We start from the raw sequence: 26863 nt of genomic DNA on the forward strand, positions 1-26863 counted from the left end.
TGAGCCACGAGCACCACCCCCTACACTTGCCGCATGTTGCGTCCTGTTGCACTCCTCCTGCTCCTGCTCTCGCCCCTCCACGCCCTCGCCGTGGAGACCATGCGCATCTCCATGAGCGACTCCCAGGGCCAGGTGCGGGTGAGCGGCAAGGGCCTGTCCTTCGGCTCCGATACCGAGGACGCCCGCTTCACCCCGCTCAATCAGGACAGCGCCGTCGTGCGCCGCCGCGGCTCCCGCCTGGAGCTCAACGGCGCCCCCGTCATGGGCAATGCGGTCCGCTTCCGCGCCGGCCTGGAGGCCCGGGACGCCGGCGTGCCCGGCTCCTCGCCCCTGCGCGCCGGTGACATGCAGGTCCGCGGCGATGTCGTCGTGCGCCTCTACAAGGACGGCCTCCAGCTCATCAACGTCATCCCCCTCGAGGACTACCTCGCCGCCGTGCTCGGCAGCGAGATGCCCGTCTCCTTCCCCCCAGAGGCCCTCAAGGCCCAGGCCGTGGCCGCCCGTACCTACGCCCTCCAGAAGAAGCTGGAGACCTACGGCGCCCCCTTCCACATGGGCAGCAGCGTGCTCCACCAGGTCTACGGCGGCGTCAATCGCGAGGACCCGCGCTCCCTCGCCGCCGTCGAGGCCACCCGCGGCGAGGTGCTCACCTACGAGCTCGCCCCCATCGAGGCCTACTTCCACGCCTCCTGCGGCGGCCGCACCGAGTCCGGCCAGGATGCCCTCCAGCGCAATCTCCCCTACCTGCGGGCCGTGGACTGTCCGTGCGGCAGCCTGCCCGCCAGCCGCTGGAGCGCCACCGTCTCCGACTCGGAGCTACAGGCCGCCCTCGGCCAGTCCACCGAGGGCTTCCGCGTCACCTCCCGCACCTCCACCGAGCGGGTGAACCGGGTGGCCACTTCCGGAGGCGCCTCGCTCGATGGGGTGACATTCCGGCGCAAGCTCGGCTACACGAAGCTCAAGAGCCTGGAGTTCGACGTTGAGCGCACCGGCGGCTCCTGGCACTTCATCGGCCGCGGCTACGGCCACGGCGCCGGCTTCTGCCAGTGGGGCGCCAAGGCGCTCGCCGACGAGGGCCTCACCTACCGCGACATCCTCCTGCACTACTACCCGGGGACCGAGCTCCAGCAGCTCTACTGACACATCCCGTTTCGTCGGGGCGCCCAGGCTGTTACAAGCGCCTCCTCCCGTGTCCTCCCTGCTCTCCGACTACGACTTCGAGCTCCCCGAGGCGCAGATCGCCCAGGCGCCCCTCGCGTCCCGCGATGCCTCCCGCCTCCTGGTGGTGAGCCGCTCCTCGGGTACCCGCGCCCACCGCCACTTCTCCGGCCTGTCGGAGCTGCTGCGCGAGGGCGACCTCCTCGTCGTCAACGACGCCCGCGTCATCCCCGCCCGCCTGCTCGGGAGCAAGAGCGGAACCGGCGGCCGGGTGGAACTGCTCGTCGTCCGTCCGGCGGCCTCCACGCTCACCTCGCAGGCCCTCAGCGGCGCCACCGAGGCGCTCGAGTGGATCTGCCTCGGCCAGGCCTCCAAGGGCCTCAAGCCCGGCGCCCGGCTGTCCTTCCCCGAGGGCCTCGAGGCCGAGGTGCTGGAGGCGCTCGGAGGAGGGGAGTACCGGGTGCGCTTCCTCGCCGCGCCGGGCACCTCGCTCGCCGAGGCCCTGGAGAAGGCTGGCCGCCTGCCGCTGCCGCCCTACATCACCCGGGCCCCCGAGGCCGCCGACGCCGAGCGCTACCAGACGGTGTACGCGCGGGCCTCGGGCGCGGTGGCCGCCCCCACCGCGGGGCTGCACTTCACCGAGGCCACCTTCGCGGCCCTGGCCGCCCGGGGCATCCACCGCGTCGAGGTGACGCTCGACGTGGGGCCCGGCACCTTCCTCCCCGTCCGGGAGGAGAACCTCGAGAAGCACCACATGCACCCGGAGCGCTACTTCGTCCCCGAGGCCACCGCCCGGGCGGTGAATGCCGCCAAGGCCGAGGGCCGCCGCGTGGTGGCGGTGGGCACCACCGTGGTGCGCACCCTCGAATCGGCCACGGACCCGGACTCGGGCGCCCTGCGCGCCGGGCCCGGCGAGACGACGCTCTTCATCCGCCCCGGCTTCCGCTTCCGGCAGGTGGACGTGCTGCTCACCAACTTCCACCTCCCGCGCTCCACGCTGGTGGTGCTGGTGAGCGCGCTGCTCGGCCGGGAGCAGACCCTGGCGGCCTACCGGGAGGCGGTCGCCGCCGGCTACCGGTTCTTCTCGTACGGCGACGCGATGTTGGTGACGGAGTAGGAGACACGACGCAATGGGAGAGCCGCGCAAGGAGAAGGGTGACACCCGGGTCCCACCGAGTCTGGTGCGTTACGAGTTGCTGCACGAGGATGCCTCGGGCTCGCGTGCTCGCCGGGGGCGGCTGCACACCCCCCATGGCATGGTGGAGACGCCCATCTTCATGCCCGTGGGCACCGTGGGCAGCGTCAAGGGGGTGGGCCCGGATGATCTGCTCACGCTGGATGCGCAGATCATCCTCGGCAACACCTACCACCTGATGCTCCGCCCCGGAGACGACCTGGTGGGGGAGATGGGCGGCCTGCACCGCTTCGTCTCCTGGGACCGGCCCATGCTCACCGACAGCGGCGGCTTCCAGGTCTTCAGCCTCGCGGAGAAGCGCAAGATCACCGAGGAGGGTGCGGCCTTCCAGTCGCACCTGGACGGGCGCCACATCATGCTGACGCCCGAGCGCTCCATCGAGATTCAAGAGACGCTCGGGGCCGACATCATCATGGCCTTCGACGAGTGCCCGCCCTCCACCGAGGACCGCGCCTACATGGAGAAGTCCCTGGCGCGCACCACGCGCTGGCTGCAGCGGTGCGTGAAGGCCTGGAGCCGCGAGCGCTCCTCGCTCTTCGGCATCGTCCAGGGCGGCCTGAACAAGGACCTGCGCAAGGCCCACGCCGAGGAGGTGTGCGCGGTGGACCTGCCCGGCTACGCGCTCGGCGGCTTCTCCGTGGGGGAGACGCCCGAGGCCATGCACGAGGGGGTGGCCTTCTCCGCTCCGCTGCTCCCCCGGGACAAGCCGCGCTACCTCATGGGCGTGGGCACGCCCGTGGACCTGGTCACCTGCGTGGAGCACGGGGTGGACATGTTCGACTGCGTGCTACCCACCCGCTGCGCGCGCAACGGCCTGCTCTTCACCTCCGAGGGCAAGGTCGTCATCCGCAACGCCACCTACGCCAAGGATCCCCGGCCCGCGGACCCCGCCTGCTCCTGCTACACCTGCCGCAACTTCAGCCGCGCCTACCTGCGCCACCTCTTCGTGGCGGGCGAAATCCTCGCCATGCGGCTCAACACCCTCCACAACCTCCACTACTTCCTCAACCTCATGAAGGAGGTGCGCCGGGCCATCGCCGAGGACCGCTACACCGCCTTCGCCCGGGACTTCCGGGACAAGGCCCGGGCCCAGGAGGCCGAGCGCACCCGCTCGAAGTAGGCGTTGGCGGTACACCCCGGCGGCCATCCAGACGGCCGGTTCCTGGGGTCCGGAGGGGGGGCAAACGGGCCTGACGCGGTACGGAAAGGCCGGGGCTTCCTCGCCGTTCACTTGCCCGGGGTGCGCGCCTGCTGCTAAGAGGCCCCCCTTTCCGGTTTGTCCGTTGTCCAGTGGTGGACGGCGGCGTGGGCGGAACCCTCTCCAATCGACGAGGCGGTTTGTGGCTAACAGCTTTCTGATCCTGGCCCAGGCGGCGGGCGGCCCCAGCGGTGCGATGAACATCGTCTTCATCATCGGCCTGTTCGCGATCATGTACTTCATGATGATCCGGCCGCAGCAGAAGCAGCTCAAGGCGCACCGCGAGCTGGTCGCCGGGCTGAAGAAGGGCGATGAGGTCATCACCCAGGGCGGGATGATCGGGCGCATCTACCTGGTGGCCGAGCGCGAAGTGACGCTCGAGGTCTCCAACGGGGTGCGCATCCGCGTGCTCAAGACTTCCGTGGCGGGCCGGTACGTGGTGCCGGGCGAGACGGCTCCGGCCGCCAAGACCGAAGATAAGAAGGAGGAGAAGTAATGGATCGCGGCTGGTACTGGAGGCTGGGCCTGGTCATCGGCGTGACGCTGCTGACCGTGTGGCTCCTCATCCCCTCCTATTATTCGCTGTTCGTCCTCGAGAGGAGCCAGCGCAACAACCTGGCCCTGCTCGAGGAGAGGATGCCCGCGTGGGCTCCCCCCGCCAAGTACCGCATCAACCTGGGGCTGGACCTGCAGGGCGGCATCCACATGGTGATGCGGGTGGACACCAAGACGGCGCTGCAGAAGCGGACCGAGCGCCGGGGTGATGTGATCGCCCGCTACATCAACGAGAAGCAGCTCGGCCAGGTGTCCGTGAACACGGATCCCGAGGCGCTGCAGCTCTCGCTGACGGCCGCGGACCCGAAGACCATGGACGCCATCGAGAAGGAGGTGCTCGCCACCTTCACCGATTTCGTCAAGGTGTCGCGCAACGGGCCGACGCTGGTGCTCACCCCGGACGAGGGCCAGGTGACGCGCTTCCGCGAGGAGTCCGTGGATCAGGCGATGCTCATCATCCGCAGCCGCATCGACAAGTGGGGCGTGGCCGAGGTGGACGTGCGCAAGCTGGGCACCGATGCCATCCAGATCTCCCTGCCGGGCCGCAATGATCCCGAGCGGGCCAAGGAGCTGGTGGGCACCACCGCGCAGCTCGAGTTCCGCATGGTGGACGACACCACCGACTTCTTCCGGCAGACCTTCACGAACACGCCGCCGCCGGAGGGCAGCAACATCACCCTGGACACCTCCGAGGGCTTCCCCCAGCTCATGGGCCCCAACCGCGAGGCGCTGCTGGCCTACGTGCAGCCCACGACGCCGGCGGACCGCCAGGTGCTGCTCGAGTGCATCCCCAGCGCGACGCGCAAGGGCGTGTGCGACAGCTACCGCACCTACCTGGTGGAGAAGGAAGTGCCGCTCACGGGCGAGAGCGTGACGGGCGCGGATGCCAACATCAGCCAGCTCAACGAGCCCGAGGTGAACATCAGCTTCGACGCGGCCGGTGCCCGCGAGTTCGAGCTGCTCACCGAGAAGGGCACGGGCCGGCGCATGGCCATCGTGCTGGACGACAACGTGCAGTCCGCCCCGCGCATCAACGAGCGCATCGGTGGCGGCCGCGCGCGCATCACCATGGGCCGCTCGGGTGGCCGTCCCCTCGAGGTGTGGCTGGCCGACGCGCAGACGCTGGCGCTGGCCCTCAAGGCGGGCGCGCTGCCGGCGCCGGTGACCACCGGTGAAATCCGCCAGGTGGGCGCCTCGCTGGGTGACGAGCTCATCCGCAAGGGCAGCCTGGCCTCCATCGTGGGCCTGCTGCTCGTCATCGCCTTCATGGCCATCTACTACAAGATCGCCGGCCTCATCGCCGACGTGGCCCTGGTGCTCAATGGCCTGCTCATGCTGGCCGGCCTGGCGCTCTTCAACGCCACGCTCACCCTGCCGGGCCTCGCCGCCTTCGCGCTGACCCTGGGCGTCGCGGTGGATGCCAACGTGCTCATCAACGAGCGCATCCGCGAGGAGCTCGGCCATGGCAAGACGGTGCGCGTCGCGGTGGAGCAGGGCTACGACCGGGCCTTCTGGACCATCTTCGATGCACACGTCACCGCGCTCATCGCCGGCTTCATCCTCTTCTTCACGGGGACGGGCCCGGTGCGCGGCTTCGCCACCACGATGATCATCGGTCTGCTGGCCTCGCTCTTCACGTCCATCCTCGTGACGCGCGTCTTCATGAACTACTTGGTCCAAGGCCGTAACGCCCAGACGCTGTCCGTCTAGAAGGCCCCGGGGAACAGCAGATGCAAATCCTCAAGAACAAGACGAACATCGACTTCATTAGCAAGCGCAAGCCCGCGATCTTCATCTCCACGGTGCTCAACCTGATCATCCTGGTGGGCATCGCCACGTGGGGCTTCAACTTCGGGGTGGACTTCGCCGGCGGTACGGTGGTGGAGGTGCAGTTCAACAAGCCCACCAGCGCCGCGGAGGTGCGCAAGCGCGCCGAGGCGGGCGGGCTGCCCGACGTGTCGGTGCAGAGCATCGGCGCGGCGGACGAGAACTCGTTCCTCCTGCGGCTGGGCGGCGTCACCCAGCTCACCGAGGAGAGCGCGGCCAAGGCCAAGGAGTCCCTCCAGGCGCTGGGGCCGATGAAGAGCATCTACCCGGACCTGGCCAACGGCATCATCAACCTGCGCTCCGAGCAGGCGCTCCCCGCCGAGCAGATCAGCAAGGCGGTGGAGGCCACGGGCACGGGTGTGGAGGAGGTGCGCGAGCTGGGCGCGGCGCAGGCCGGCGGCTTCGACTACCAGGTCGTCGCCAGCGGCATGGCGGACCGCATCCGCGCCGCGCTGACGGCGGGCGTGCAGGGCGAGCCGGACTTCGAGATGCGCCGCGTGGAGTACGTGGGTCCGCAGGTCGGCAAGCAGCTGCGCAACCGCGGCGTCGCCGCGCTGCTGTACTCGATGATGGCCATCCTCATCTACGTGGCGTTCCGGTTCGACTTCAAGTTCGGCCCGGGCGCGCTGCTCGCCATGCTCCACGACGTGGTGATGGTGGCCGGCTTCTACCTGTTCAGCCGCGCCGAGTTCGGCCTCACCGCCATCGCCGCGCTGCTCACCATCGTCGGCTACTCGGTCAACGACACCATCGTCATCTACGACCGCATCCGCGAGGACATGGCCAAGTTCAAGGGCAAGCCGTTCGCCGAGGTGATCAACATCGCCATCAACGACACCCTGGGCCGCACCATCCTCACCTCCGGCACCACGGCCCTCTCCCTCATCGGCCTGCTCATCTTCGGCGTGGGAGAGATCCGCGACTTCGCCTGGGCGATGCTCGTGGGCATCATCGTGGGCACGTACTCGACCATCTACATCGCCAGCCCGCTCACCATCTGGCTGGATGAGCGCGAGGCCGCCCGCCAGGCCCGCCAGAAGACCAACCTGGACGAGCCGAAGACGGCCTGAGTCAGGCAGGGCAGGACGAACGCCAAGGCCCTCGTGCTCCGCGATGTCGCGGGGACGAGGGCCTTCGGCGTTTCAGGGGCACCGCGTCAGAAGCGGCCACCCACCGTGAGGGTGCCGTCCACCAGCGCGCCGCTCGCATCCCCCGGCACCGCTCCGTCGGCGAAGTTGTCGTCCACCAGCACCCGCCATGTGCCGCGGATGCCCGCCGTCAGCGCCCCGGAGTTGAACTCGAGGCCCGCCGCCAGCGGCACCTCCTGCATCAGGTCCGAGCTGTACCTGTCCCCGGCGCCTGCGCCCCGCACGTATACGTAGGAGACGCCCAGCCCCGCGCCCACGAAGGGGCGCACCTTCTCGAAGGGCGGCGACACCTTGAGCAGGGTGGTCGCACCGTGGCGGATGAACGAGGGGGCCTCGGCGGCGCGGAAGCGGTCGTCCGTCACGTCGTTCTTCGAGCCGTCGTACCCCACCTCGAAGCCCAGCATCTTGTAGGGCTGCAGGTTGAGGGTGACACCCCAGGTGGGCCCCGTCGCCGACAGCTCGCCCAGGTCGCCCGTGTACCCGCCCACGCCTCCGTCCACGAAGACGTTCACATCTCCTTGCCTGTCCTGCGCCATCGCGGTACCCGCCACCCCCAACCCCAGCGCCAGCGCCGCCAACCGGATGCCCCTGCGTGCCATGCAGCCCTCCTTGTTCACTGTCGTGCATCGCAAGCTGTTCATCCCGCGCGACGCCTGCGCCGGGAGGGCATCCCAGGAGCGCTCGTCCGCTCGTCCGCTGTGTGGAGAGGGGAACGAGAGGCAGGTCGGGTTTCCTCTGACAGACTTCCAAAGTAGACTGTGGGTGTTGTGGCCCGGAGCCCCCCGCGGGGCATCCCAGGAGGGTAGGCGAACGTGCGTTGGATGATGCCGGAGGTACCCCAGGAGCACGCAGCAGCGCTGGCCGCTGAGCTCGGGTTGCATCCGCTCTCCGCGCGCGTGCTCGTGCACCGGGGCCTGCGTACCCCCGAGGCCGCCTCGGCCTTCCTGTCCGACAAGCTCGCCGATCTGCCCGACCCGTTCCGGATGAAGGGCATGGTCGCCGCCGTGGAGCGGCTCTTCCGCGCCATCCGCGAGAAGGAGCACATCACCCTCTACGGCGACTATGACGTGGACGGCGTGTGCTCCACCTCGTTGATGGCCCTGTTCCTCCGGGAGCTGGGCGCGCGGCCGGCCACCTACATCCCCCACCGGATGGACGAGGGCTACGGCCTCAACCTCCAGGCGGTGGAGAAGATCGCCTCGGACGGCACCCGGGTGCTGGTGACGCTCGACTGCGGCATCACCTCCGTGGCGGAGATCTCCCGGGCTCGGGACCTGGGCCTGGATGTGGTGGTGGTGGATCACCACACGGTGCCGGCCACGTTGCCTCCGGCCGTGGCGGTGCTCAACCCGCACCAGCCCGGCTGCGAGTACCCCACCAAGCACCTGTGCGCCGCGGGCGTGGCCTTCAACCTCTGCATGGGCCTGCGCAAGAAGCTGCGCGAGGACGGCTGGTTCGCCACCCGCAAGGAGCCCAACCTCAAGGCGCTGATGGACCTGGTGGCCATGGCCACCGTGGCGGACGTGGTGCCGCTCACCGGCGCCAACCGCATCCTCGTCCACCACGGTCTCCAGGAGCTGTCCGCGGGCCGCCGCTTCGGCGTGCGCGCCCTCAAGGAGGTCGCCGGCCTGGAGGCGGACAGCCCCGTCACCGCCGGGCAGGTGGGCTACCGACTCGGGCCCCGCATCAACGCCGCCGGCCGGCTCCATGACGCCTCGCTGGGCCTGCAGCTCCTGTGCTCCGAGTCACTCGACGCGGCGCGCTCGCTGGCGCAGGTGCTGGACCGGGCCAACGCCGAGCGGCAGGGCATCGAAAGCAGCATCCTCACCGAGGCGCTCGCCCAGGCGCAGGAGCGGGCCGAGCACACGCGCGGTTTCGTCCTCTACGCGGATGGCTGGCACCCGGGAGTCATCGGCATCGTCGCCTCGCGCGTGGTGGAGCGCTTCCACCGTCCCACGGTGATCGTCGGCGTGAAGGACGGGGTGGGGAAGGGCTCGGCGCGCAGCATCGAGGGCTTCCACCTCTATGACGCGCTCAGCGGCTGCTCGGATCTGCTCGCCCGCTTCGGTGGGCACAAGCACGCCGCCGGCCTCACCATCGAGGCGCAGCACCTGCCCGCCCTGCGCGAGTCCTTCGAGCGCATTGCCCGGCAGCGGCTGACGCCCGAGGACCTCATCCCCCGCTGCAAGGTGGACGCGGTGGTGGGCGTGAAGGAGCTGGACGAGCGCGCCGTGGAGGCGCTGCAGAAGCTGGGGCCCTTCGGTCAGGGCAATCCCGAGCCCGTGCTCGTGCTGCGCCACCAGGTGGCCCGCCCGCGAGTGCTCCCGCACAAGTCCGGAGGCGCCGGCCACCTCAAGCTGGCCCTGGTGGACGCGCCCGCCGTGGATGCCATCGGCTTCGGCATGGCGGACCGGCTGGCGCTCACCGAGGGCCCGGTGGACCTGGCCTTCCAGGCCAGCTTCGACACCTTCCGCGGTCAGCGGCGGCTGTCGCTCAAGCTCAAGGATCTGCGCATCGCGGCCTGACGGCTCAGGCGATGCCCCAGCGCACCCGGCCCGGCGTCAGCAACGCGCCGGCTCGCGCCAGGTCGTTCATCCGGAAGCGCTCCGCCCGCTGCTGGAACGCCGTGCGGCACCGCTCCGAGCAGAAGAAATACCGGCGCTTCTTGTACTCCGTGGAGGGACGGCCCTCGGGCGCCTCCAGGTGCTTGCCACAGACCGGATCCAGGTGTCGCTTCGCCACTTCCTTCATTTCCCCGCCTCCCCCAACCAGTCACCTTCCTGCTCCGGCTCAAAGCAGCGCGCGTGCCAGCGCCGGGCCTCGTGGATTCGCGGGGTTGCGGGCCGGGGGTGGGGGCGCGGGGTGGAGGGATCTCCCGCGAGGGTGAAATCTTTTCCCAGCCCGCGGGTGCGGATGGCACATGGCCGACAGCTTCCTTGTCCTCGGGGCCAGCCCTTGCATTGTGTGGAACCACACCCCGGCGCGATAGTCCCCGCCCATTCCCGTCTCTCGTTCCTCCGAGTCCGTCATGTCCGCTGAGCGCTTGCTGGTCCTGGCCTGTGTCTTCCTGCTTGCCGCGTGTGACTCCTGCCCCGGCAAGTCCCCGGAGCAACGGCTGAGCGAGATCTCGGCGCTGTACACGAGCGGCCAGGTGGAGGAGGCGGTGACCCGTCTTCGCGCGCACCTGCAGGACGCGCCGCGCGACGAGGTGGCCTGGACCATCCTCGGCCATGCCCTGCTGGACCAGAACAAGCTGGACGAGGCCGAGACGGCCTACGCGAAGGCGCTGGAGCTCAATCCCCGCCGCATCGAGGCCATCACCGGCCAGGGGCGGCTCTACCGCCTGCGCGAGCAGTACGACAAGGCCATGGCCACCTACCAGCAGGCGCTCGCCGTCGACCCGTCCTACGCCCAAACCTACTCGAGCATGACGGTGGTGGCGATCAAGCTGGGCCTCATCGACGAGGCCGTCGCCCTCGGCGAGCAGGGCTACGCGCTGGACAAGAAGGATCCCGTCATCGCCGCCAACCTCGCCATCGCCTACCACTACGCGGGCAACACCCAGAAGCGCGACGAGCTGACGCAGGCCGCGCAGCAGCTCGGGTACAAGGGCATGGAGCGGTTGGGGAAGATCTTCTCGGGAGAAGCTCGAGCTCAAGCAGAGCGAGTGAGGGGCTACCTCTCCGTGCCCCCTGGCCGCTGGTTTGGAAGGATGACGACGAGCAGGCCCAAAGCCGGTCACGATTTTAGAACGCGGTGCCGAGGCTGGCGCCCACGAACGTGTCGTCCTGGTAGCCGCGCCGGAAGCGCATCAGCTCCACGCGCCACGCCAACCGCACGTTGGACTCCATCGACAGCTTCGTCCGGCCCCGCAGGCCCACCCCGTACTGGATGAGCAGCTTCATGCCGTCCATCGGCGTCACCTTGCCGCCGATCTCTACCGTCGTCATCTCGTACGCGAAGCCTCCGCCCACCTGCGCGTAGGCGCCGTAGTCCGAGGACTCGCCGAACGTCAGCTCGTAGGCCGGCGCGATCGTCGCGTAGTGCAGCTTCGTGTCTCCGACGATCAGCGCCGTGCCCTCGCGCACCCCGGCGTACGTGTAGCGCACGTCGAACCAGAGCGCCTCGCGCAGCGCCTCCGAGCCCAACAGCCGCCCGTACTCCCACGTGAAGCGCCCGCCCACCGCCGGCAGGAGGTCGCCCAGCAACTGCCCGCGCGGACTGCTCAGCAACATCGCGCCGCCGATCACCTCGAAGGCCACGCCCGTGTTCGGGTCGTCCAGGCGCGCCATCCGCTCGAAGCCCTTCTCCTCCTCGTCGCCCTCGGCGGCCCGGCGGAAGTCCTCGGCCGTGTCCTCCTCGAAGCGGCGCTGGCGCTCCTGCGCCCGCTCGGGCTTGTCCTCATCCGGGTAGGCGTACGGCGAGTCCTCGTCCTGCTGGAGGCGCTGCCGGCGCGCGCTGTTGTTCTGCTCGGACCGCTCCTCGTCCGGGTAGGCGTAGGGCGCGTCCTCGTCCTGGGCGAACGTGGGCGTGGCGAGTGTCAGTCCCCCCAGGAGACAGGGAAGGAGCCAGGAGTGCGGGATGGCGGTCTTCATGGGGTGTAGATCGACGGGCAGGCGGAGGTGGTGGTGGTGCTTTCCGGGCAGGAGTCCTCGTCAGTACCGGTCATCTCGGCGATGGGGATCTGCAGGTAGGTGGCGAAGTTGGTGCACACCGCGTTCTTCAACGTGACGTTGCCGCGCGGGATGTGCCGGACGATGGAGCGGGCGGCCACCCCCAGCGTGAACTTCGCCTGGTTGTCCAGGGACGCGCTGGCGAGCTGGGCCAGGCCCGGCTTGAGCGGATCCGAATCCGAGTAGGCCGCCACCACCGCGCGCGCCAGCACCTGGCGATCGGCCGCCGACGTGGAGGCCCTGTAGAGCGCGCTCGCCAGGATGGTGCCCACCTGGTACTCGCGGCCGCGGAACGTGCTGTTGAAACCGCCGCCGTACAGCTGGCTGTACAGCTCCCTGCTCATGCACCAGTTCTTCGACAGATCGCGACTCGCCTCCAGCTCTCCCTCCTCGGAGGTGGCCAGCACGCGCGTATTGCAGCCGTAGCTCGTCTGGCACGAGGCCACGTAGGCATGGAAGTCCGCCAGTCCCTCGTCCAACGACTTCATGACGTTGAGGCCCGGCGTGTTCCCATCCAGCGACCAGTAGCGGATGGGGTCGGGGACGCCGCGCCCCCCGTACACCCGGCGGTTGAAGACCAGGTGCGCGTACTCGTGGGTGAGGATCGAGGCGTTGAGCGCCATCGGCGCCTTCTGGATTTTCTCGAAGGGCAGCAACAGGAAGCCCTTCACCGGCGAGAAGAAGAGGGCGTTGTCCTTCACCGGCTCGTCGCTCTCGTCGGCGATGACGAAACTGGGGAAGTAGTAGGCCATCGTCTGCGGCAGGTCCGCCTGCTTCACCTCGGCGATGGTGGTGAAGTACTCCCAGGCGCGCTCGAGGTTGTAGTACGTGGTGACGAGGTTCCACGTGTGGAAGTCCGCCGGCCACAGCACGCCCGCCGTGTCGGTGTTGAAGCTGGCGGTGACGGGACGGCCCGTGTCCTTCAGCACCGCGCGCAGGTACGCCTCATCCGTCTGGGCCGCGTTGGCCTCGGGATCCTGCGAGTCCATCCGGATGTGGGCGCTCCCGATGACCTTCAGCACCGTGCCTTCCATGGCCACGATGTCGGTGATCGTCTTGAGCTCCACTTCCGTCGGTGCGTACTCGCCATTGCTGGAGAGCACGAGTGCGCGCACCTTCATGGGCGTCTGGGTTGGCGGCGCGCACGACACGGTCAGCGTCGCGAGCGCGGCGGCGGCTGTCAGCTTTCGGACCATGTTGGTCTTCTTACTACGGGTCCGGTGGCCACCTGAAGCCGGGGGCGGAGGGTCTCGTCGCGGCCGTCCTGGTGAGTCCCAGGCCCAGGTCCAACCCATACTCCCTGTCCGAGAAGCCAGCCGAGTCACCGGCCGCCGCGAGTGCCATCACCGAGCCCGCCGCCCGGGCCTCCGGGGCGGTCAGAAGCAGGGCGCGGGCGCTTCACGCACGGCACGGGGGTTCCTTCTCGGATTCCTTGACGCACCGTTTCCACGCTCTCTATGGTGCCGCCCTTCCAACCCCCCCTCTGTGCAGGCGGTGTCATGGCGGTCCCGTTCATTACCGAGGTCAAGCGTACTCATACCTGCGGCCAGCTCACCAAGGCCAATATCGGTGAGGAGGTCGTCCTCTTCGGCTGGGTTCAGAACAGGCGAGACCACGGTGGCGCTGTCTTCATCGACCTGCGTGACCGCGAGGGCCTCACCCAGGTGGTCTTCGAGCCGGACATCGCCAAGGAGGCCCACGAGCTGGCCGGGCAGCTCCGGCTCGAGTACTGCATCGGCATCAAGGGCAAGGTCGCCTCGCGCGGCTCCCAGGTGAACCCCAAGCTCAAGACGGGTGAGATCGAGATCAAGGCCTCGGACCTCACCATCTTCAACCGCTCCGAGCCCACGCCCTTCCTCGTCGAGGACAGCATCGACACGGCCGAGGAGAAGCGCCTGGCCTACCGCTTCCTGGATCTGCGCCGGAAGCCGCTGCAGCAGTCGCTGATGACGCGTTCCAAGATGAACGCCCTCACGCGCTCGTACATGGTGGACAACCGCTTCCTCGAGCTGGAAACGCCCTTCATGGGCAAGTACACGCCGGGCGGCGCGCGCAACTTCCTCGTCCCCAGCCGCCTCAACCCGGGCAAGTTCTACGCCCTGGCCGAGAGCCCCCAGCTCTACAAGCAGCTCTTCATGGTGGCGGGCTTCGACCGCTACTTCCAGATCGTCAAGTGCTTCCGCGACGAGGACCTGCGGCTGGACCGGCAGCCCGAGTTCACGCAGATCGACGTGGAGATGAGCTTCGTCACCCAGGACGACATCTTCACCATCATCGAGGGGCTCATCAAGAAGCTGTGGGGCGAGGTGCTCGGCATCGACGTGCCCACGCCCTTCATGCGGATGGACTTCTACGAGTCCATGGCGAAGTACGGCAACGACAAGCCGGACCTGCGCTTCGGGCTGGAGCACATCGTGCTCACGGACCTCATCAAGCAGCACGGCGCCGCGGGCGGCGTGCCGATGATGTTCGAGGCGGTGGAGCAGGGCGGCATCGTCAAGGCCATGGTCGTCCCCGCGGAGAAGCCGATGAGCCGCGCGGAGAGCGACAAGCTGGAGGAGTTCGCCAAGCAGAACGGCGCCAAGGGCCTTGCCCGCGCCAAGGTGGGCGAGGGCGGTGAGTGGACGCAGTCCCCGCTGTCCAAGACGATCACCCCGGCGCTGCGCCAGGCCATCAACCAGGCGTGCAACGCGAAGACGGGCGATCTGCTCCTGTTCCAGTTCGGCCGCGAGTCGCTGGTGCACACGGTGATGGCCAACCTGCGCGTGCACGTGGCCAAGAAGCTGGGCCTCATCCCCGAGTACGGCAGCGGCGGCGTGTGGAAGTTCCTCTGGGTGGTGAACCCGCCCCTCTTCGAGTACGACGAGGAGACCAAGACGTGGGCCGCCGCGCACCACGCCTTCACCCGGCCGCACGACGAGGACGTGCAGTACCTGCTGACGGATCCGGGCCGCGTGAAGTGCCACCGCTACGACGTGGTGCTCAACGGCTTCGAGATCGGCGGCGGCTCCATCCGTCTGCATGACCCGAAGGTGCAGGCCGAGGTCTTCAAGGCGCTGGGCATCTCGGACGAGGACGCGCGGGCGAAGTTCGGCTTCCTGCTGGACGCGCTGAAGTTCGGCGCGCCGCCGCACGGTGGCATCGCGCTGGGCATGGACCGCCTGGTGATGCTGCTGACCGGAGCCGAGTCGCTGCGTGACGTCATCCCGTTCCCCAAGACGAAGACGGGCACGGACTCGATGACGGGCGCCCCGGGCGACGTGGACGAGAAGCAGCTGCGCGAGGTGCACGTGCGCCCCGTGCCGCCTCCCCAGAAGTAATCAACTTCCCCTCTCCCCCCCCTCGGGGAGAGGGATTTGGAATCCCTTTCGATGAAGACGTTCCTCGTGGTGAATCCGCGCAGTGCCGGTGGCGAGACGGGCAAGCGCTGGGCGGAGATCTCGGGCCAGGTGACCCGGGCGATCGGTGACTTCGGCTTCGGGTTCACCGAGCGCGCGATGGACGCGGTGCGCCTGACGCGCGATGCGCTCGCGGACGGTTACGAGTGCATCGCCGCCGTGGGAGGCGACGGCACCATCAACGAGGTGGTCAACGGCTTCTTCGCCGAGGGCAAGGCCATCAACCCCCACGCGGCCCTGGGACTCATTCCCCGGGGGACCGGCGGCGACTTCCGGCGCGCCTTCGGCTGGGAGCTGGATCTCGACTCGGCCCTGACGCGGCTGCGCACCGACAAGACCGAGCCCTTCGACGTGGGGCTCGTCGAGTACGTCAACCACCAGGGGCAGAAGGAGTCGCGCTACTTCGCCAACATCGCCTCCTTCGGCGTGAGCGCGGCGGTGGCCCACGAGGTCAACATCGGCAGCAAGGCGCTCGGCGGCAACCTGAGCTTCCTGTGGGGCACGGTGAAGACCATGGCGAAGTACAAGGATCGCCGGGTGCGCCTGCGCGTGGACGGGGGCGCGCCCGAGGAGCTGGACATCACCGTCGTGGCCGCGTCCAACGGCCGCTATTTCGGCAGCGGCATGTGCGTGGCCCCCAAGGCCGTCACCCACGATGGGATGTTCGACCTGACCATCTGGCACGACTACGGCCTGTCCGACTTCATCATCAAGTCCAAGGGCGTCTACAACGGTGACCACATCACCTGGAACAAGACGCGCTACCTCCAGTGCCGCACCCTGGAAGCCGAGAGCGATCAGGAAGTGCTCCTGGAGATGGATGGAGAGGTGCCGGGCAAGCTGCCGTGCCGCGTCTCCATCCTGCCCGGTGCCATCCGCCTCAAGGTTTGATGGGAGGCGCCACCCGGGCCCGCGCCTCAGCGCAGCTCGCGGAAGAAGGCGCGCACGTCTTCCAGGAGCAGCGCGGGCTGCTCCACGGCGGCGAAGTGGCCTCCGCGCGGCATCTCCGTGTAGCGCCGCAGGTCCATGCGCGCCTCGAGCCAGCTGCGCGGGGCCTTGATGATCTCCTTGGGGAAGGCGGCCACGGCGGTGGGCGCGCGCAGGGGCGCGAAGATCTTCGGCTGGGGCTTGCCGCCCATCACCTCGTAGTAGAGGTTGGCGGCGCTCGCGATGCTGTTGGGTGCCCAGTAGAACATCAGGTTCGTCAGCAGCCAGTCCTTGGAGAAGCAACGCTCCACGTCCCCGTCGCAGTCGCTCCAGGCACGGAACTTCTCGACGATCCACCCGGCCAGGCCCGCGGGCGAGTCCGCCTGTGCGAGCGCGAGCGACAGGGGTTTGGTTCCCTGCTGGTGGCCGTAGGCGCCCTCGAAGTACTGGAAGGTGGCCTTCTCCCTGGCGATGGCCTGGGCTTCCTCGCTCTGCTCGTGGCCCTTGGGGGGCGCGGCGTCCGCCATGTTGAGGTGCAGGCCCACCAGGTGCTCGGCGTGGTCCACCCCGAGCATCATGCCCACGAGGCTTCCCCAATCCCCGCCCTGCGCGCCGTAGCGCGGGTAGCCGAGGTGCTTGACCATGAGCTGGTCGAAGGCGGCGGCGATGCGCACCGCGTCCCAGCCCTCCTCGCGCGGCTTGCCCCCGAAGCCATAGCCGGGCAGCGCGGGGATGACGACGTCGAAGGAGTCCTCGGCCCTGCCTCCGTGCGCGGCCGGGTCCGTCAGCGGGCCGATGAGGTGGTGGAACTCGTAGATGGAGCCGGGCCAGCCGTGGATCAGCAGCAGCGGCATGGGCGAGGGCCCCTTGCCCCGGACATGCCAGAAGTGGAGGTCCACGCCATCCACCTCGCACAGGAACTGGGGATGCTGATTGAGGGAGGCCTCGTGCTGGCGCCAGTCGTAGCGGTGGCGCCAGTAGTCGCACAGCTCGCGCACGTAGGCCACGCTCGCGCCATGCTGCCAGGGCGCCCCGGGGAGGGGCTCGGCGAAGCGTGTGGCATCGAGGCGGCGGTGCAGGTCGGTGAGGACGGCGTCGGGGACGTGGATGCGGTAGGGGCGAGGGGACATGAGCCGAGGTTAATCGGTCCGTCCCCGTCCGGTCATGCCGCGCGCGAGGCGGAGCCGGGCAGGTGCGCGAGGCAGCGGTAGACGGCAGGCGGCGGGTGAGGGATCGCCGAGGTGCCGGGGCGGAGCCCTCCGCCGCGTGTCACCAATCACAGTGGATGGCGCGTGGAGGCCGTGTCACGGACTCGCCTTGTCGTCCCGGCTCCCGGAGAATGGGGGGGCATATGCGTGCGTCCCCTCGTTCAGACACCCTGGCGCCGGTCGGCACCCAAATGCTCGCCGAGCACTTCCGGGCGGAAGCCGCCGCTCGCGAAGCCTCCGTGGCCTGGTTCAACAGCGGGGTGTCCTTCTTCTTCCTCCTGTGCGCCGTGGGCCTGGGTTCGCAGATCGGGTGGCCCCGGGCCTTCGCCATCATCGGCAGCTGCGCGGCCTATGCCGTGTATTACGGGTGGATCTCCCGGGTGCTGCGGCGGGGGTGGTTCCATCCGGCCATCTGCTGGTTCAACGTCTGCCTGGAGACCGGCGCCGGCGTGTGGCTCTTCGCCTACGACATCCTCTTCGCGGATGCCGAGCAGGCGCTGTCCAACCCCGCGGCCGTCCTCTGGAGCACGCTCATCGTGCTCGCGGCGCTGCGCTCCAAGCGGTTGGCCATCTTCGCGGGCTGCCTCGTGGCCACCGAGCTGTTGCTGCTCTACTTCTTCGTGGCCCTTCCCCGGCTGCCCCCGACCGTGCCGGTGATGTTCTCGCCGCCCCTCATGGTGCAGCGCGCCGTCTACTACTTCATCACGGGTGGCATGGCCGCCATGGTAGCCGGCCACATCGCGCGCAATGCGGAGGAGGCGCTGCACGCCATCCGCGCGAAGGACCTGCTGGGCAAGTACTTCCTCCACGAGCGGCTGGGCGTGGGGGGCATGGCCGAGGTGTTCCGCGCCACCTACAGCCCCGAGGGTGGTTTCGAGAAGGTGGTGGCCATCAAGCGCATCCTCCCGGCCTACGCGGAGGACGAGGCCTTCGTGACGCTCTTCCGCCGCGAGGCGGAGCTGGGCTCGCTGCTCAACCACCCCAACATCATCCAGGTGCTGGACGTGGGCCGCTTCGCCGACACCTACTTCATGGCCATGGAGCACATCGAGGGCATGTCCCTGCGCGATCTGCTCAAGCTCCACGGGCCCCTGCCTCCGGGGGTGGTGGCGTACCTCGGGGCCGAGCTGGGCGATGCGCTCGACTACGTGCATCGGCGCACCTCGAGCAATGGCGTGCCGCTGCGGCTCGTGCACCGGGACGTCAATCCCCCCAACATCCTCCTGTCGCGCATTGGCGAGGTGAAGCTGGGGGATTTCGGGGTGGCGCGGGCGGGCATCCATGTCCGCCTCACCGAGGCGGACCAGGTGCGCGGCAAGCTGGGGTACCTGTCACCGGAGCAGGCCCGGGGCGAGTCCTTCGACGGGCGCGCGGATCTCTTCGCGCTCGGCGCCACGCTGCACGAGGCCCTCACGGGCCAGCCCCTCTTCAAGGGGGAAGACATCTCCGAGCGGTTGAAGCTCACGCCTCCCGCGTCGCTCCTGCCGCCCTCGGCCTTCCGCCCGGAGGTGCCCCCGGTGCTGGATGCCGCCATCATGGACCTGCTGCGGTGGCGGAGCGAGGAGCGCACCCCGCGAGGGCAGCGGCTTCGCGAGCAGCTCTGTGGGCTGACGGGAGCACACGCCCCCTATCCCCATGGACAGCAGGCCCTGGCCCGGCTGGTCCATGAGGCGCTGGTGCTCAAGGCGGAGCAGGTGGCCTCGCGCGGTGAAGTGCCCGGCACCACGGGCCTCACGGCCCCCAGGGACGAGGAGGAGCCCACGGCCGTCCTGGAGATGCCAAAGGGCCTTTGACACCTGCTGAGGCCAGGGGTGGGGCAGGCGGGCGCCGCTGCTTTGACACGTGACGCCCGGCCTTCCTATCGTCCCGCGATGCGGAACAGGCTCCGGCGCGTCCTCTTCGTCACGCTCGCGGTGTGCACCCTGCTGCTGGTGCTCCTGGGGATGAACTTCGGGTCCATCTTCCTGTGGTCGGTCACCCCCAGGACCCCGTTCAGCCAGGCGGCACCTCCCGCTCCGCCCGATTACACGCGGCCCTCCGCCTGGAGCGCGCTGCCCGAACTGCAAGACCTCGCGGACACGGTGCCGCCGTCGAGCCCGGCTCTCGATCAATCCCGGGCACCCGTGGACGTCTTCTACCTCCACCCCACCACGTACGTCGGTGGCGAGTGGAACGGGCCCGTCGACGACGCCACGCTCAACGAAGCCACCGACCGGGTGGCGACGCTCATTCAAGCGAGTGCCTTCAACGCCTGTTGCGCCATCTACGCGCCTCGCTACCGGCAGGCGAACATGACCGCCCTCACCGGGCGGAGTGACGAGGGATTGGCCGCGATGGAACTCGCCTACCAGGACGTCGCGGCGGCGTTCCGTTACTGGCGGGAGACCTACAACCGTGGCCGGCCCTTCATCCTCGTGGCTCACAGCCAGGGGACCGTCTATGCCAGACGCCTCCTGCGCGAGGCCGTGAGCGGGACGCCGGTCCGGGAGCAGCTCGTCGCCGCGTATCTCATTGGGATTCCGATGGCGGAGGGCGCTCTCCAGCAGGCCCTTCCCGACATTCCCTTCTGCGCTTCGCCGGAGCAGACCGGCTGCCTCATCAGTTGGAATGCACGCGGCGCGGGCTACACGGAGCGAATCCAGGTGCGGGATTTCGCGACGGACGCGGCGTTCGCGTCGAGCCCTTCCCTCTGCGTGAATCCCCTGACCTGGCGGCACGACACGGCACCGGCCCCGCCGGAGCGGAACGAAGGGGCCGTGTTCCTCGAAGAGAACCCGCCCCAGGTGCGGCCGGGGCTCACCGGGGCGCAATGCAAGGACGGGAAGCTGGAGGTCCTCATCGGCGGAGACATGCCGCGCGACTTCATGAGCCGGCTGCTCGACCATACGCTCGGCGAGGGCAACTACCATCCCGTCGAGTTCCAGCTCTTCTACATGAGCCTCCGCCGCAACGCGTCCGAGCGCGTGGCGGCGTTCCTGCGCACGAAGGCCACCACGAACACAGGGGGGGATCCGTAGCCCCTCCCGAGCCATGTGAGGCGGGATGATGCCTCCCCTCCATGGGTTGTCCGCTGTAATCTGGCCCGCATGCCGGACGCCGCCCTCTTTCGTACACGTGCCTCGTTGCGCAGGGATGTCGAGCAGCTGGGCGTCCGTTCCGGAGACATCGTCATGGTCCACGCGGCCATGAGCCGGGTCGGACGCTTGTTGAACGGGCCCGATGCATTGATTGGCGCGCTCCTCGACGCGTCGAGCCCGGGGGGGACGGTGCTCGCCTATACCGATTGGGACGCTCGCTACGACGAGTTGTTGGATGCGGACGGACGCGTCCCCGATGAATGGCGCCCCCATGTGCCGCCCTTTGATCCGGCGGCCTCGCGCGCCATCCGGGACAACGGCACGTTGGCCGAGTTCATCCGCACCTGGCCCGGCGCCCGGCGCAGTGGCAGCCCGGGCGCATCCATGGCCGCGATCGGCGCGCGGGCGGAGTGGCTGACGGCGGATCATCCGCTGGACTACGGGTACGGCGAAGGCTCGCCCCTCGCGAAGCTGGTGGCCGCTGGCGGCAAGGTGTTGATGGTGGGGGCGCCGCTCGACACCATGACCCTGCTCCACCATGCCGAGCATCTGGCGCGCATTCGGGGCAAGCGCATCCGCCGCTGCGAGGTGCCCTTCGCCACCGCCTCGGGGACGCAGTGGCGCATGGTCGAGGAGTTCGAGACCGGGGAGCCCATCGTCGAGGGCCTCGCGGACGACTACTTCGCCACGATCGTCACCGAGTTCCTCGCGACGGGCCGGGGCGTGCAGGGGCTCGTCGGAGAGGCGCCGAGCACGCTCGTCGAGGCCGCCGCCATCACCCCGTTCGCGGTGGATTGGCTGGAGCGCCGCTTCGGCTGAGGGGCCGGGATGAACCCCGCGGCGGCCTGGCCGCCCGGCGGGCATGTTCGTTCGACTTGACCTTGGAAGTCTGGCCGTTACGGCTTACTCTCGGAATAGAGTACGCCGGAGCGCGCCATGCCAGACCGTGACCCCTCCCAGCTCGATCTCTTCACCGGGGCTCCCAGCCCCACGCCGCCGCGTGGGCGCCGCCGCGGCCCCGGCGAGCCCGTGGGCCCCGCCGGGCAGCCCGAGGAGGTGAGGGCGCTCGGGGAAGGGCTCGTCCCGGGGCTCTACCTGGGCACCTCGTCCTGGACCTTCCCGGGCTGGACGGGGCCGGGGCTCGTCTACGACCGCGAGGCCACCCCGGCGCGCCTCTCCCGCGAGGGGCTCGCCGCCTACGCCCAGCACCCCGTGCTGCGCACCGTGGGGGTGGACCGGACCTTCTACGCCCCCATTCCCGCCTCCGCCTTCGCCGAGTACGCCGCCCAGGTGCCTCCCGGCTTCCGCTTCCTCGTGAAGGCGCACGAGGCCTGCACCCTCTCGCGCTGGCCCGTGCACCAGCGCTATGGCGACCTGCGAGGTCAACCCAACGACCGCTTCCTCGATGCCGCCTACGCGCGCGATCTCGTGGTGGCGCCCTTCGTCGAGGGGCTGGGCGAGAAGGCCGGGCCGCTCGTCTTCCAGCTCCCGCCGCAGGATCCGCAGGACCTCGGTGGGGCCGGGCCCTTCGTGGAGCGGCTGCACGCCTTCCTCTCCGCGCTGCCCCGGGGCCCCCTCTACGCCGTCGAGCTCCGCAACGAGTCGCTGCTGACGGAGGCCATGGCCCAGGCGCTCGCGGATGTGGGGGCCTGCCCCGTGCTCGCCGTCTGGAAGAACATGCCCCCCGTGGAGCGTCAGGCCCTGCGCCTGCGCGCCCTGCAGGCCCCGGCCCTCGTGGTGCGCTGGATGCTGCCGCCCCACCTCGACTACGAGGAGGCCCGCAAGCGCTACTTCCCCTTCGACAAGCTCGTGGACGAGGACGTGCGCACCCGCGAGGCCATCGCCCGCGCCAGCACCGCCGCGCTGCGCTCCGGCCGGCCCGTCTTCGTCACGCTCAACAACAAAGCGGAGGGGAGCGCACCCCTTTCCGCCGTGCTTCTGGCGCGAAGCGTCATGTCACGTACACGAAACCTCCCGAATGTGGACTCTTGATCCCTCCAGGTGTGTGTCTATGGTGGGAGAAGTAGGATCAAAAACACCCCGTTGGACTGAGCACGCAGCTTGCTTGGAAGGGCGGTCATGAGATCGGTCCTGGTTGCAGCGCTCGTGGCACGCATGACAGCGGCCGGAGGGGCGGGCGCTGGTGTCGAGGAAGAAGCGCGACGCCAGCAAGCCGGTGACACCTGGGAAGACGTGCGTAAACATTTCTCCACCCTGCGTAACGAGATTTCCACGCTGGAGTCCGAGTTCCGAGACGCCGAGGCGCGTCACAAGCTCGCCGCGCAGCGTCGGCAGCAGGAGCTGGAGCGCGAGCGCCGTGGCCGCTGAGCAGGACCCGGACGCCGATTTCGATCCCGAAGCACCCGTCGAGCTTCCCCTGGATGGGAACCTCGACCTGCACCCGTTCCACCCCCGCGACGTCAAGGACGTCGTCACCGAGTACCTCTGGGCCTGCCGTCAGAAGGGTGTACTCGACGTGCGCATCATCCACGGCAAGGGCTCGGGCGCGCTGCGGCGCACCGTGCAGTCGCTTCTCCCGAAACTGCCCGAAGTGGAGTCGTTCCGCTCCGCCTCCGAGAGTGATGGCGGGTGGGGCGCCACCTGGGTCCGGTTGAAGCCGCTGGAACCCGGTTAGTGGACCGTCCCCTCCAACCACCAGTGCACCGCCTCGCGCATCATCTCCTCGGGGACGACGTGGGGCCCCTCGAACTCGCGGTAGTTCACGTCGTAGCCGGCGCGCTCGAAGACGCGCATCAGCCGCCGGCTGCACCGGTCGATGGGGAGCACCCGGTCCTGGGTTCCGTGGCTCATGAAGATGCGCGGTGTGCCCAGTTGCCGGGGCGGCACGGCGAAGCCCGGGGAGAAGGCGATGACGTGCCGGAACAGGTCTCCGTTGCCGAGCCCGAGCGAGAGCGCGTACGACGCCCCGTCCGAGAAGCCGCCGATGGCCACCCGCGAGGGGTCCACCGCGTAGCGCTCGAAGGTGTGCGCGAGCGCCGCGTCGAGTGCGTGCACGTCCGGCCCGAAGTCCTCCACGATCACATCCCAGGTGGGGCCCTGCGAGCCCGGCGCGAGGAGGAGCAGGTTCGAGTCATCGGCCAGGGGCTGGAGCAGTTCCAATCCGTGCCGGGCCGAGCCTCCCGCTCCATGGAACATCACCGCGAGCGGCGCGGGCTGGTCCGGCTGGTAGCTGGGGGGCACGTAGAGGATGGCATCGTGTCCGAGGCTCACGCCGAGGGGATGCATGCCCGGGCCCCCCTCGGTCCGCGGGGTGCCCGGGTGCGCCCGCAGACGCCCTGACCGGGCGGAACGCCAGGACTCGTCCTGCCGGCCCGTTTCCCCCTTTTCCCTGTTGCTCATCGGCTCGCTCCTCCGTGCACCACCGGCCACGCATCCTTCCGGGCACAATCTGTGCCCGGCCGGGGCCCGAGGACGACTTTTCTGCCACTCGGGAGCAGGAATGCTTGCTCCGTCGGGACGTACAAGACGAGTGCCTGGACGCACGCCTGCTCCCGTGAGCAACCGGGGGGGCCTTGGGGCTGGGGCTACGACAGCCAGAAGTAGGCGGAGGCGATGAGGGAACGCTTCTCGGCCACCTTGGACTTGTTGGCTAGGTCCGCCACCTGCCGGTCCTTCGCCGCGTAACGCTTTTCCTCCTCGTTGCGCAGCGAGGCCAGCTTCTTGCGGTACTCGCGCTCCAGCCGCTCCGCGTGCCCGCGCGCCTTCACCCGCTCGGACGGGTCTTCCTGCGCGCACACCACCTTGCGCGCCTCCTGCCAGGCCTCGCGCGCCTTCTCCACCTGCTCGCGCGACTCCAGCAGGCAGTCCTCCGCGTACCGGTCCGCCCGCTCCCGCGCCAGGTCCATCTCCAGCGCGTTGCGCCGCTCCGCCGCCCGGAGGATCTCCTCCTTGGCCGCCATCAGCGCCTGCTCCTGCATCAGCGACACCGACACCGGAGGCGGCTGCCGGCGCCGCTCCTCCTTCGCCGCCAGCTTCACGAAGTGCTCGCCGTCCGTGAGCGGCAGGGCCCGGAAGCTCTTGCCGTCCCGGTCCAGCACCAGCACCAGGTGCACCATCTTCTCTTCGGCCTTCAGGCCCGTCGTCTCGAACTTGTAGACGAACCACCAGCCCTCGCTGCCCGCCAGGCGCGCCAGCCGTGCCGGCAGCTCCGCCGCGCTGAGCTGCAGGTAGTTGATGGCGTCGTGCGTGCGGTCGCGCACCGCGTAGGCCGCCTTGGCCACCTGGAGCCGGCCCGAGGCGCTGGTGTTGCCCAGCACCGAGCCCGTCAGCGCCTTGGCGCCCTGCTGGCGCTTCTCCAGCGCCTCCTTCGTCACCGCCCCGGCCATGCGCAGCCGCCGCCGCACGTCGCCGTCGAAGCGCTCCATCAGCGTCGAGCGCGCTTCCGTCATCCGCGCGCTGATGCGCCCCTCCATGTCCGAGCGCAGCTTGTCGAAGGCCTTGTTGATGTCATCCGGGTGGCGGCAGGACTGGTAGATGTCCAGGATGCGGCGCTCGAAGTCCACGCCGCTCTCCAGCGCGCCGAGAATCTCATCCGACGCGCCGAACACGCCGTCGAAGAGGTTCAGCTTCTTCTCCAGCAGCTCGTACAGCCGCGCGTCCGCGGCGTTCTGCCGGTTGAGGAAGTTGATGACGAGCACGTCGCGCTGCTGGCCGTAGCGGTGGCAGCGGCCGATGCGCTGCTCCACGCGCTGCGGGTTCCAGGGCAGGTCGTAGTTCACCACCAGGTTGCAGAACTGGAGGTTGAGTCCCTCGGCGCCCGCCTCGGTGCAGATGAGGATCTGCGTCTTCTCGCGGAACTCGTTCACCAGCGCGCGGCGCTCCTCGGGCCCGCCGCCCGAGTCACCGGAGAGCAGGGAGATCTTCCCCGCGTAGCCGTTGGCCGACAGCAGGTTGAAGAGGTACTGCTGCGTGCGCTTGGACTCGGTGAAGATGAGCGCCTTCTCCGGCCAGCCCTGGCCCTTCATCACCTTGAAGGTGCGATCCAGCGCGCGGTTGAGGGCCTCGCCCTTGGCGTTCACCTTGATGGAGTCGGCCAGGTCCGCGTACTGCTTCAGCTCCCACTGCTCGTTCTCGAGCGTGCGGATGCTGACGGGCTTGGCGGGGTCGTCCGCCCACTCCTCGCCCTCCTCGACGTACTGCTTCGCCTCTTCCGGCTCGAAGAGCGCCAGGGCCTGCTGGCCCAGCCTGGCCGCCTCCAGACGCTTGGCGAGGTTGTCCGCGAGCCGCCGCAGGGTGGGGGCGATGGCGTACGTGGAGGAGGCCAGCAGCTTGCGGTAGCAGAGCGTGAGCAGCGTCTTCTTGCCCGGCTCGATGGCCGCGACCTCGGAGCGCCGCAGGTACTCGCTCACCTTCTCGTAGAGGTCCTGCTCCTCGGGCGAGGGCGCGAAGTCCTCCACGATGGAGCGGCGGTTGGTGTAGCGGACGTACTCGCGCACCTGGCGGCGCAGGGTGCGCTGCACCACGGGGGCCAGCCGCTCCTTGAGCTCGTTGACGGCGTCCGTCTGCAGCCCGCCCGTTTCCGCCTCCAGCCGGTAGCGGCTGCGGAAGGCGTGCTCGGGGCCGAGGATCTGCTCGTCCAGGAGCGTCACCAGCCCGAACAGCTCCATCAGGTCGTTCTGCAGCGGGGTGGCGGTGAGCAGCAGCTTGGGACGGCCGCTGAGGGCGGAGCGGAGCGCCTGGCCCGTCTTGTGGCCCGCGCGGTAGGCGTTCCGCAGGCGGTGGGCCTCGTCGATGATGACGACGTCCCAGGGAATCTCGGCCACGAGCTGCGCCTTGTTGGCGGCGAAGGGGTGCGAGCAGATGACGGGGAAGGGCTGATCGAAGCAGTTGCCCGTGGCGCGCACCGTGCGGCCATCCACCATCACCGACTCGAGGTCGAACTTCTCGCGCAGCTCGCTGTTCCACTGCGCCCGCAGCACGGCCGGGGCGAGGATGAGGATGCGCGTCTTCCCCTCGGCCATGAGCTGGGCGAGGACCATGCCCGCCTCGATCGTCTTCCCGAGCCCCACCTCGTCCGCGAGCATGCAGCCGCCGCGCGAGAGCGAGTCCAGCGCGAAGCACGCGGCCTCGAGCTGGTGGGGGTTGAGATCGACCTTGGCCTCGGCGAGCGCTCCCGCGAGCCGCTCGCGCGAGTCCGAGCTCTTGATGGTGAGCTCCTCGGCGAGCAGACGCTCGTGGAAGGGCGTCAACGGCCGTGACTGCTGCTCAGCGCCCGCGCGGACCTCCGTCCCCGACACCGCCGCCGCCGCATCCACCGCCACCCGCAGCTCCCTGAATTCCCTCGCGACCTCCGGCAAGACCCTGTCTCCGTACCGTACGAAACGTGCTCGCACAGGCGTGTAGCACGAAAGGGGGCCCATTTTGGGAAGTGCGATCGATGTGTAAAGGGGGTCTTCTCCGAGGCCGAAAAATCGGCTCCGGAGCGATTGGCACGCTTTTTTTTGGGGAGCGTCACGCGGGGGGCGCGTGGGAGAGGGGA

The 26863-nt window shown here is 69.2% G+C and carries 22 protein-coding genes and 1 pseudogene; 16 read left to right on the forward strand and 7 right to left on the reverse strand.

The window, feature by feature from the left end:
- Positions 1–33: 33 nt before the first annotated feature.
- From ACN28I_RS00555 to secF, 6 genes are all read left to right on the forward strand, one after another.
- The gene (locus tag ACN28I_RS00555) at positions 34–1140 is read left to right on the forward strand and encodes a SpoIID/LytB domain-containing protein (protein ID WP_420940238.1); all 1107 of its coding nucleotides are present in this window, start codon (positions 34–36) and stop codon (positions 1138–1140) included.
- A gap of 49 nt (positions 1141–1189) precedes the next feature.
- Positions 1190–2275, forward strand: coding sequence for a tRNA preQ1(34) S-adenosylmethionine ribosyltransferase-isomerase QueA (gene queA / locus ACN28I_RS00560; protein WP_420940239.1), 1086 nt, complete (start codon positions 1190–1192; stop codon positions 2273–2275).
- 13 nt (positions 2276–2288) lie between these two features.
- The gene (gene tgt / locus ACN28I_RS00565; RefSeq protein WP_420940240.1) at positions 2289–3473 is read left to right on the forward strand and encodes a tRNA guanosine(34) transglycosylase Tgt; all 1185 of its coding nucleotides are present in this window, start codon (positions 2289–2291) and stop codon (positions 3471–3473) included.
- Between the two features lie 220 nt (positions 3474–3693).
- Positions 3694–4047 (forward strand): preprotein translocase subunit YajC, encoded by a 354-nt coding sequence (gene yajC / locus ACN28I_RS00570; protein ID WP_420940241.1) that lies wholly within the window; start codon positions 3694–3696, stop codon positions 4045–4047.
- Positions 4047–5816 (forward strand): protein translocase subunit SecD, encoded by a 1770-nt coding sequence (gene secD, locus ACN28I_RS00575; protein WP_420940242.1) that lies wholly within the window; start codon positions 4047–4049, stop codon positions 5814–5816. Before yajC ends, secD begins: the two co-directional genes overlap by 1 nt.
- A 20-nt stretch (positions 5817–5836) precedes the next feature.
- On the forward strand, positions 5837–7003 hold the full coding sequence (secF, locus tag ACN28I_RS00580; RefSeq protein WP_420940243.1) for a protein translocase subunit SecF: 1167 nt from the start codon (positions 5837–5839) through the stop codon (positions 7001–7003).
- Positions 7004–7089: 86 nt separating this feature from the next.
- Here the strand turns inward: secF and ACN28I_RS00585 are convergent, their stop codons facing one another.
- On the reverse strand, positions 7090–7680 hold the full coding sequence (locus ACN28I_RS00585) for an acyloxyacyl hydrolase (RefSeq protein ID WP_420940244.1): 591 nt from the start codon (positions 7678–7680) through the stop codon (positions 7090–7092).
- Positions 7681–7902: 222 nt separating this feature from the next.
- Here ACN28I_RS00585 and recJ point away from each other — a divergent pair, with 222 nt between their 5' ends.
- A complete protein-coding gene (gene recJ / locus ACN28I_RS00590; protein ID WP_420948534.1) occupies positions 7903–9606 on the forward strand; it encodes a single-stranded-DNA-specific exonuclease RecJ in 1704 nt (567 codons plus the stop codon).
- 4 nt (positions 9607–9610) lie between these two features.
- Here recJ and ACN28I_RS00595 read toward each other — a convergent pair whose 3' ends face one another.
- On the reverse strand, positions 9611–9832 hold the full coding sequence (locus ACN28I_RS00595) for a YHS domain-containing protein (RefSeq protein WP_420940245.1): 222 nt from the start codon (positions 9830–9832) through the stop codon (positions 9611–9613).
- 277 nt (positions 9833–10109) lie between these two features.
- Between ACN28I_RS00595 and ACN28I_RS00600 the strand changes: the two are divergent.
- Positions 10110–10544 (forward strand): annotated as a pseudogene (locus ACN28I_RS00600) (tetratricopeptide repeat protein); the annotation flags it as partial.
- Between the two features lie 283 nt (positions 10545–10827).
- On the opposite strand, the gene ACN28I_RS00605 reads toward ACN28I_RS00600, so the two are convergent.
- Together ACN28I_RS00605 and ACN28I_RS00610 are read right to left on the reverse strand one after the other, a co-directional pair.
- Positions 10828–11676: a hypothetical protein gene (locus tag ACN28I_RS00605; RefSeq protein WP_420940246.1), complete on the reverse strand. Its 849-nt coding sequence runs from the start codon at positions 11674–11676 to the stop codon at positions 10828–10830.
- On the reverse strand, positions 11673–12950 hold the full coding sequence (locus tag ACN28I_RS00610; RefSeq protein WP_420940247.1) for a hypothetical protein: 1278 nt from the start codon (positions 12948–12950) through the stop codon (positions 11673–11675). The genes ACN28I_RS00605 and ACN28I_RS00610 overlap by 4 nt, the downstream gene beginning before the upstream one ends.
- 303 nt (positions 12951–13253) lie before the next feature.
- Between ACN28I_RS00610 and aspS the strand changes: the two genes are divergently transcribed.
- A complete protein-coding gene (aspS, locus tag ACN28I_RS00615) occupies positions 13254–15074 on the forward strand; it encodes an aspartate--tRNA ligase (protein WP_420940248.1) in 1821 nt (606 codons plus the stop codon).
- A 51-nt stretch (positions 15075–15125) separates the two neighbouring features.
- Positions 15126–16043, forward strand: a complete 918-nt coding sequence (locus ACN28I_RS00620) for a diacylglycerol/lipid kinase family protein (RefSeq protein WP_420940249.1) — start codon at positions 15126–15128, stop codon at positions 16041–16043.
- 26 nt (positions 16044–16069) lie between these two features.
- On the opposite strand, the gene ACN28I_RS00625 is transcribed toward ACN28I_RS00620, so the two are convergent.
- Complete coding sequence (locus tag ACN28I_RS00625) at positions 16070–17209, reverse strand: epoxide hydrolase family protein (RefSeq protein WP_420940250.1); 1140 nt, start codon at positions 17207–17209, stop codon at positions 16070–16072.
- Between the two features lie 269 nt (positions 17210–17478).
- On the opposite strand from ACN28I_RS00625, the gene ACN28I_RS00630 reads away from it, so the two are divergent.
- The 6 genes from ACN28I_RS00630 (at position 17479) to ACN28I_RS00655 (ending at position 22999) form a co-directional block, all read left to right on the forward strand.
- Complete coding sequence (locus ACN28I_RS00630) at positions 17479–19080, forward strand: serine/threonine-protein kinase (RefSeq protein WP_420940251.1); 1602 nt, start codon at positions 17479–17481, stop codon at positions 19078–19080.
- 78 nt (positions 19081–19158) lie between these two features.
- On the forward strand, positions 19159–20304 hold the full coding sequence (locus ACN28I_RS00635; RefSeq protein WP_420940252.1) for a DUF3089 domain-containing protein: 1146 nt from the start codon (positions 19159–19161) through the stop codon (positions 20302–20304).
- A 69-nt stretch (positions 20305–20373) separates the two neighbouring features.
- A complete protein-coding gene (gene aac(3) / locus ACN28I_RS00640) occupies positions 20374–21183 on the forward strand; it encodes an aminoglycoside 3-N-acetyltransferase (RefSeq protein ID WP_420940253.1) in 810 nt (269 codons plus the stop codon).
- 117 nt (positions 21184–21300) lie between these two features.
- Positions 21301–22356 (forward strand): DUF72 domain-containing protein, encoded by a 1056-nt coding sequence (locus tag ACN28I_RS00645; RefSeq protein ID WP_420940254.1) that lies wholly within the window; start codon positions 21301–21303, stop codon positions 22354–22356.
- Positions 22357–22443: 87 nt separating this feature from the next.
- Positions 22444–22692, forward strand: a complete 249-nt coding sequence (locus ACN28I_RS00650; RefSeq protein WP_420940255.1) for a hypothetical protein — start codon at positions 22444–22446, stop codon at positions 22690–22692.
- Positions 22682–22999, forward strand: coding sequence for a Smr/MutS family protein (locus tag ACN28I_RS00655; protein ID WP_420940256.1), 318 nt, complete (start codon positions 22682–22684; stop codon positions 22997–22999). The genes ACN28I_RS00650 and ACN28I_RS00655 overlap by 11 nt, the downstream gene beginning before the upstream one ends.
- Here the strand turns inward: ACN28I_RS00655 and ACN28I_RS00660 are convergent.
- Both ACN28I_RS00660 and ACN28I_RS00665 read right to left on the reverse strand, forming a co-directional pair.
- Positions 22996–23610, reverse strand: a complete 615-nt coding sequence (locus ACN28I_RS00660; RefSeq protein WP_420940257.1) for an alpha/beta hydrolase — start codon at positions 23608–23610, stop codon at positions 22996–22998. The two genes, ACN28I_RS00655 and ACN28I_RS00660, sit on opposite strands and share 4 nt — an antisense overlap.
- Before the next feature lie 299 nt (positions 23611–23909).
- Positions 23910–26744: an SNF2-related protein gene (locus ACN28I_RS00665; protein ID WP_420940258.1), complete on the reverse strand. Its 2835-nt coding sequence runs from the start codon at positions 26742–26744 to the stop codon at positions 23910–23912.
- Positions 26745–26863: the final 119 nt, after the last annotated feature.

Origin of the sequence: Archangium gephyra, from assembly GCF_049060025.1 — a bacterium.
Classification (GTDB): Bacteria; Myxococcota; Myxococcia; order Myxococcales; family Myxococcaceae; genus Archangium; species Archangium gephyra_A.